Annotated in this window: 7 protein-coding genes and 1 pseudogene; 4 read left to right on the top strand and 4 right to left on the bottom strand. The window is 37.2% G+C overall.

All coding sequences use genetic code 11. From position 1 onward, the window contains the following. Nucleotides 1–207: 207 nt before the first annotated feature. Together ABV001_RS02840 and ABV001_RS02835 are read left to right on the top strand one after the other, a co-directional pair. Complete coding sequence (locus ABV001_RS02840; RefSeq protein WP_352421423.1) at nt 208–483, top strand: DNA cytosine methyltransferase; 276 nt, start codon at nt 208–210, stop codon at nt 481–483. Next, nucleotides 473–1,087 carry a protein NO VEIN domain-containing protein gene (locus ABV001_RS02835; RefSeq protein WP_352421422.1) on the top strand — a complete coding sequence of 205 codons (615 nt, stop codon included), beginning with the start codon at nt 473–475 and terminating at the stop codon, nt 1,085–1,087. The genes ABV001_RS02840 and ABV001_RS02835 overlap by 11 nt, the downstream gene beginning before the upstream one ends. A 67-nt stretch (nt 1,088–1,154) precedes the next feature. Here the strand turns inward: ABV001_RS02835 and tnpC are convergent, their stop codons facing one another. The 3 genes from tnpC to tnpA form a co-directional block, all read right to left on the bottom strand. Then, nucleotides 1,155–2,804, bottom strand: a complete 1,650-nt coding sequence (gene tnpC / locus ABV001_RS02830; RefSeq protein WP_352421421.1) for an IS66 family transposase — start codon at nt 2,802–2,804, stop codon at nt 1,155–1,157. 80 nt (nt 2,805–2,884) lie between these two features. Further along, the gene (gene tnpB, locus ABV001_RS02825) at nt 2,885–3,235 is read right to left on the bottom strand and encodes an IS66 family insertion sequence element accessory protein TnpB (protein ID WP_352421420.1); all 351 of its coding nucleotides are present in this window, start codon (nt 3,233–3,235) and stop codon (nt 2,885–2,887) included. A gap of 3 nt (nt 3,236–3,238) precedes the next feature. Further along, nucleotides 3,239–3,598 carry an IS66 family insertion sequence element accessory protein TnpA gene (gene tnpA / locus ABV001_RS17270; RefSeq protein WP_502929828.1) on the bottom strand — a complete coding sequence of 120 codons (360 nt, stop codon included), beginning with the start codon at nt 3,596–3,598 and terminating at the stop codon, nt 3,239–3,241. Between the two features lie 240 nt (nt 3,599–3,838). Here tnpA and ABV001_RS02820 point away from each other — a divergent pair, with 240 nt between their 5' ends. Together ABV001_RS02820 and ABV001_RS02815 are read left to right on the top strand one after the other, a co-directional pair. Next, a complete protein-coding gene (locus tag ABV001_RS02820) occupies nt 3,839–5,317 on the top strand; it encodes an ATP-binding protein (protein ID WP_352421419.1) in 1,479 nt (492 codons plus the stop codon). Beyond that, the gene (locus tag ABV001_RS02815) at nt 5,314–7,410 is read left to right on the top strand and encodes a Z1 domain-containing protein (protein ID WP_352421418.1); all 2,097 of its coding nucleotides are present in this window, start codon (nt 5,314–5,316) and stop codon (nt 7,408–7,410) included. Before ABV001_RS02820 ends, ABV001_RS02815 begins: the two co-directional genes overlap by 4 nt. Here ABV001_RS02815 and ABV001_RS02810 read toward each other — a convergent pair. Further along, nucleotides 7,411–7,544, bottom strand: a pseudogene (locus ABV001_RS02810) (IS1595 family transposase); the annotation flags it as partial.

The following is a 7,544-nucleotide window of genomic DNA, read 5'->3' as shown; positions in this document are numbered from 1 at the left end:
ATGGCGGACGCCTCAGAACCGGTCCGCCTCGGTTCTCCACCTAAAATACAATACAGGAATTATAAAAACGAATGATTAACAAATAATCCACATGGTGGATAAAGGGCTTTAGCTTTTACGCTATGCGGAAATTAGTACAACTACAATGATTTACCAGAAAGATTAAAGACCCATCAAAATCGCACTTCATTTTTTGACAGGTTTAAAGTGGTTGCTGCGGACTTACCCTACTCGCAAACAGTAGTCGCCCATATTGCCAAAGATGGCCATTATTATATTCATCCTGATAGTAAGCAAAATAGATCAATTAGCGTAAGAGAAGCAGCGCGACTACAATCTTTTCCAGATGACTATTATTTTGAAGGAGAAAAGGAGGGGGCTAATAGAACGGCGGCATTTAAACAAATTGGAAATGCTGTGCCGCCATTAATGGCAAAAAAAATAGCTGAAGAATTATTTAATGTTTTGAAAAATGGTAAATAACGAACAGGCTATAGTTGTTTCTTACTACTTGTCCCGCTTCAATGATGAAGCGGTCAATAAATTAGGATACAAAACTTGGAAAGATGCTTTTGACGATTTATCCGAGAAACTTCAAATTAACAAGCATACTATAAAAAATTGGAGAGACGAATTTGATCCTTTTCACGGACATAGAGCGGGATGGCATCAGAGACAACCAAGAAAAGCAATTTCAAATATTATTTCCCAATTTGAACAGTTGGAGGAATTTGATATTAGGCAAATAGCAATAGAAATTATTAATGGAAATAAGATCGATTTACCAGAAATAGATAATTCAGAAAATGAAGTTACCGCCAGTATGATTTATATACTCAGAGGTCCAACAGGAAAAAAAGCTGAACAGTTTTTTATAGAATATCATAGGTTAAATAATTTGCCTATTGCAGGTGAATTAGTTGATACAAGAGATTTAGGATGTGGATATGATTTTGAAATAAAATCTGAATCAAATCAACATTTTATTGAAGTTAAAGGACTTGCTAGTAATATAGGCGGACTTCTCTTTACAAATAAGGAATGGGAAACAGCCGTAAGCATTCGGTCAACTCCGTATTTTTTTTGAAGTTTTCTTGTTTTCTCCAAGCTTTCTTTCAAAAACTTGTAAAACATTCGGAGATGAGTTGGAGTTTTTAGGAGTTTTTTTGTAGATAGTTTAAAGGAAGCAGTTCGGCCAGATCCATTGTATAATCTTCATCATAATCGTGGATATGGCTCAGTACATAAACCATCCAGTCGCGGAAGTTAACATCAGCCGCTTTACAGCAACCAAGTAAAGAGTAAATAACGGCAGCATCTTCCGCAGCGTCATGGTTTCCGCAAAACAGATAGTTTTTCCTGCCAAGTGCCAAGCCTCTAAGGCTGTTTTCAGCCATATTATTATCTATGTTGTACCTTCCGTCCAGGTGATACCGACTTAATCGGTGATAGATACTATGGCAGTATTTTATAGCTTTTCCAATCGGACTTTTTGGTAATACTTTCTTGTATTCATTTACAAGCCACTTTTCAAATGCAACCATTATCGGGTAGGCATGACTCTCCCGGAGCTTAGCTCTTTCTTCATAAGAAAGACTTCTTTCATCAGCTTCCCGTTCTACTTCATAGAGAAGACCGATTTGTTCAAGAGCATATTCTGCCCTGATCCTGTCATTTTTCAGGGACTCTTCAAACTTTCTTCTCGCGTGAGCCCAACAACCCAGGGGCAATACCCCTTTCTTGTACTCGTACATCTTGTATACACCATACCCGTCTGTCTGCATTGCGCCACGGAAGTCTTTCAACAGGGATAATGCCACATTCTGTGCCCTTGAGCCATGATCATAATGGAAGAAGAGTTGTTTATCCATAACTGAGCGTACCATCCACATGTATCCGTTGACAGTTTTATGCTTCTCGTTATTTATGACAGGAACGGTGGTTTCATCCACCTGGATATAATCGGTGGCAAGAACCAGTTCTTTGAGTCGGTAATAGAGTGGTCTCAGTAAATCGGCTGTATCCTTAAACCAACCATTCACCGTTGGTGGCGGCAGATTGATTTTCATCTGTTTCAGCATCTGTACCTGACGGTAAAAAGGCAGATGATTAACATACTTGTTTATCATGAGTTCCGCCAAAAGTGATACTCCCGCGTAACTGCGTGCTATAGGCTGGTATTTTGTGGGAAGCGAAGCTGTAACAATAGGAGAAGACTCTTTTTGAGACTCCTGTGAAGCTTTGTCCTTTAACACATACTTGTGTCGGACAATCCTCCTGACGTAGCATTTGCCCGGTTCATACTCCAGCACTTCGGTTATCTCCGGTTCAAGCTCTGTCCATGCATCCTTACCCTCTGATACCTCTTCCGGGTACAGATGCTCTTCAACTCGTGGCAGATCCTCAGGCAGGGGCCTGCGGACAGGTTTTCTTTTTACTCGCTCTTTTACACGCCTTTCCCTGAAGGACTCTATTTCAGCTTTTGCTTCTTCTGCCCGCTCTTGTTCTTCGGGCAACAGGTCCAAGCCATCGAAGTCGATACGGCGCTGACGCGGATCTTCTTTAATAAAACGTTCACTGGATTTACCCCATATACGACGTCTTAGATAAGCAACCTGTTTTTCAAGATCAATAATCTTTTCATCCTTTTCAGATATGGTTTCCTCGTATGAGGATTTTAATGCGTCAACATCCGTGCGATCTTCCAGTTTACCCTTCAGGAGCATATTTTCCTGATATAAACGGTCGCATTTCTCCAGGAGGAGTTCTAAAAGCTCGTTCGGATTTTCTTTGTTTTCTTGCATCTTTTATCTGTTGGATAGCGAGAGTAAAGATACAAAAAGGGTATAATATATGCAAGGGAAAAGATGCTAAAATCGTTTGTTTATGCACCTTTCCAGCGTTTTTTATATTTACATTTCCCCGTGTCAATTCCCTGTACCATAAGCATGAGTTTTTGCCAGGAGAAGGGATGAGATTTTCCATTTTCATCAAAAGAGGGTAATGAAAAGTTTCCCTTTTCAAGCTTCATGTAATATATTACCAATCCCCCGTGTTCCATGTGCAGGACCTTCATGCTTGTGCAATTACGGTTCAGAAAGACAAACACGTCTCCGCTGCTAACTTTCTTGCCCATATGATCCGTGACCAGTCCGCTTAAAGTGTAAAATCCTTTCCGCATATCAGTTGGGAAAGGGTAAAGCCAGTAACGCATTGAGTCATTAAGGTTGAACATGCTTTATTGGGTTAATAGGATTAAGGAACGAATCTGAGATAGATCGACTCCTTCAGGGATACGTAATTTAACTCCGTTAGGATAAACAATCTCGAACGCATTTCCCTCTGATGGGTGCATATGCTCCGGATTCTGTTTTTGTAGAACCCTCTTCTTTGTCTGTAACTGTTGATTTGCGTCGGTAAAAACTATCGGTATAAAATCAGATTGCCGTTCCCTACTGTGATTATGTTGTTGCAACTTTCTTTTCCAGTAATAAAACTTGGACTCAGTAATACATTCATTCAGGCAAAAATCCCTTACGGAAAGATCGCTACTTTGAAAACGATCATAAACTGCTTCAAACTGCTTTATTGTCCACATATTTTTTGAGGACAAATATAGAAAGGATCAAATAACAAAATAAGGCGTGGTAGACCGAATGCTTACAAACAGCCAAACAGGAAAGAACAAAATATACAGTTTGTCTTGTGTCTAACATCAATGATTCTCCTGAGATTTCTTTCATTAATGACCCATTTTCGAAATTAAATCCCAAAAAGAATATAATCCAAACAGTCCAAGTGCAATGGAGTGTTTCCAATAACGAATTACAAGGAATAAATGATTGACTATACCAACATACAATCAACTTCTGCAGAACCAGAAGCAAGTTCAATGATTGAAACCTTTCGAGCAATTGGTTACTCTATTGAAACTGCCATAGCTGATATTATCGATAATTCCATTACTGCTGGAGCAAGGAATATTTGGATTGATTATGACTGGAAAGGTGCAAACACAACATTGTCTATTTTAGATGATGGCTTTGGAATGAATAATGAACAACTCATTCAAGCTATGCGTCCTGGAAGCAAAAATCCATTAGACAAAAGAAATCAGGATGATTTGGGGCGTTTTGGATTAGGCTTAAAAACGGCTTCATTTTCGCAATCAAGAAAATTTACTGTATTCTCTAAAGCTAAGGGTTACAAGCCTGTTTTTTGGACTTGGGATTTGGACTTTGTCAATCAAGAAAAAGTATGGAAATTAATTAGATACATTCCTAACAAAGAAAGCTGGACTAAGAAAATAGAAACTGTTGAGACAGGCACTTGTGTAATTTGGTGGGATTTGGATAGACTTACAAAGGATACTTCAGAAGATAGTGAAGAAGCTAGAAGTAAGTTTCTAGGAATAATGGATTCGGTAAAATCACATTTATCCATGGTTTTTCATAGATATATGGATGAAGGATTAAAAATCTATTTACGTGAGAGGGAAATAAAATCTTGGGATCCTTTTATGATAGGTGTTGATGGGTTACAAACAAAACCAGAAACAAGACTAGAAAATGGTTCAATAAGAATTAAAGGGTTTATATTACCCCATCGTTCAAAACTTTCAGCAGAACAGTACATCTATGGAAAAGGTCCAAAAGATAGTTGGACAGCTCATCAAGGTTTCTATGTTTATAGAAATCGTAGATTGTTAGTCGCTGGAGACTGGCTAGGTCTTTTTAAGAGAGAAGTACATTATGACCTTTGTAGAATACAAATTGATTTGTCCAATAATTTCGATAATGACTGGCAAATTGACATAAAAAAATCTATAGCAAGACCACCTGCTATTTATCGTGAACAAATTCTTGCATTAGCAAAAGATGTTAGAAATCAAGCCGTAGAGGTATACAGACACAAGGGTAAGGTGCTTAAAAGAAAATTGGCTTCTGATGAATATTTTCCGTTTTGGGAAGAAAGAGCTAGGCACGGTAAAAGATTCTATAAAATTAATCGAAACCACCCACTTTTGAGTGAACTGCTTACTAACTCTGGCGATTTGAAAAAAGATATTGAAAAGGTTATTCAGTTTATCGAGGAAACAATTCCTGTTCCTTTAATTACCCTTCAAGAAAGCGAAAATGAAAAACCACACGGTCAACCTTTTGAAGGAATAGACCACAACGCTATAAAGGAAACAATGCAAAAACTTTTCAATAGCTATATTTCAAGTGGGCTTTCAACTGAAAAAGCAAAAGCAAGAATTCTGAATACAGAACCCTTTAATTTTTATCCCGAATACATAGAATTTATTACTGAATGAGCAACATAGATCCAATAAAAATAATTAGGCAACTCCTTTTCGGAAAGACTTCCGTTACTGTTCAGGAAGTGGAAACGGCAGTTGATACATTTATGAAAATGAACCTCCCAATTCCTGAAACAAGAGAAATGTTAATCAGAAAAGTCGAGGAACTATTTACCATACGTCAAGACGAATTTAGATCTATAGAAAAAGCAGATGAAAATTTACCTTGGCTAAATGATAAAAGAGCTAAAATTGATTTTGTAAATGGTTTTTGGGGTAGTTACAGGCAGTATCTTGAAGAAGAAAAAAACTTTGCTCCTGATGTGGTAAATAAACTAGATAGGCTAACAGATAGCATTCTTGATAATTTATTTGATCCAACAGAAAAAGTAAAAATCAACAAAAAAGGGCTTGTCGTTGGTCAAGTACAATCAGGAAAAACTGCCAATTATACAGGTCTAATATGTAAAGCGGCAGATGCAGGTTTTGGCTTAATTATAGTAATGGCTGGAATTCACAACAACCTAAGAAGCCAGACACAAATAAGAATAGATGAAAGCTTTTTGGGATTTGATACCCAGCACACTAGAGCTTTTAATCAACAAAGTATAAAAATTGGCGTAGGAAAACCTGGATTTGGTAAAATCAATGTAGCACATTCACTTACGTCAAGTTTAGAAAAAGGAGATTTTACCCAAGGTGCAGCAAATGCACTAGGATTGAACTTTGACACTAAGGAACCAATAATAGCTGTCATTAAAAAAAATCCTCACGTACTTAGAAGAATATATCAATGGCTAGCTGCCCAAGCTGATGAAGACACAGAACTAAGTCGTGTAATTCGTAACAAAGCATTATTGTTAATTGATGATGAGGCAGACAATGCATCTATTAACATTTCAAACGACCCTGAAAGGCAAAGTTCTATTAATGGCTGGATTACTCAAATTCTAAATCTATTTGGAAAGAATGCTTATGTTGGTTATACCGCTACTCCATTCGCTAATATTTTTATTCCATTGGATGACCAAAACTTATTCCCGAGGAATTTTATAAAGAATATACCAGCTCCTTCCAACTACATTGGGCCAGAAAAAGTATTCGGATTCAGTCCATTGGAAGAAGACGAAGCTTCAAATACTGTTTTGCCAATTGTAAATAGGATAAATGATTACAGTGGTTTTGTACCAGACAGACATAAAAAAGATGATCAATTACCATCATCTTTACCTGAATCTTTGAAAAAAGCAATACGCTGTTTTATAATTACTTGTGCAATAAGAAGATTAAGAGGGCAAACAACGGTTCATAATTCAATGCTGATTCACGTTTCACGTTTTATGCGTTGGCAAGACCATATTGCAGAATTAGTTTCAAATCAATTCATTTATTATAGAAGAGGAATCGACCAAAATGATGCAGTAATTTTGGATGAATTAAAATCGACTTTTGAAAAGGATGAAAACGGATATAAATCTTATGTTTCAGTTTCTCAACAAATTCTTGATTCAGAACTCAAAAGTTTAGATACCCAAATTCAAGTTCATAAATGGAGTGAAGTTTTACTGCATTTGAATGATGCTGCTTCACGTATTGAAGTAAAATCAATTCACGGTGGTTCTGGTGAAGCTCTTGACTATTTCGACCATAAAAATGGACTTTCAGTAATTGCAGTTGGTGGTAATAAACTTTCAAGAGGATTGACCCTAGAAGGACTTTCCATCAGCTACTATTTAAGAGCCTCCAGAATGTATGATACACTTATGCAAATGGGGCGTTGGTTTGGCTATAGAGGAGGATATGTTGATTTATGTAGACTTTTCACAAGTAGAGAATTGAATGAGTGGTTCTGCCATATAACACAAGCCTCTGAAGAACTTAGAGAGGAGTTTGATTATATGTCGGACATAGCAGGTTCAACTCCAGAACAATACGCTTTAAAAGTTAGAACGCACCCTGGAGTTCTTCAAATTTCAGCAACTAATAAAATGCGTTCGGCAATTACGGTTCAAATTTCCTGGGCAGGTAGATTGGTCGAATCTTACGAGTTTAAAAAAGATATTTCGACTATAAATAACAACCTTAGGAACACTGAAAAATTTATATGATTATCCGCAATATGACCTATTGTAAATTTTCGATTTGAAATCGGGGCTGTACGAGACAGCGGCAATGACCAGCCTGTCGAAAAGTTTGTCCGGGAAGAATCTCCGGTTAAACTTATAACAGAATTCATTGAGGT

The organism is Proteiniphilum sp., assembly GCF_040307845.1.
In the GTDB taxonomy this organism is placed as follows: Bacteria; Bacteroidota; Bacteroidia; order Bacteroidales; family Dysgonomonadaceae; genus Proteiniphilum.
The sequence above is the reverse complement of the archived record's forward strand: the minus strand, read 5'-3'. Positions and strand labels throughout refer to the sequence as shown.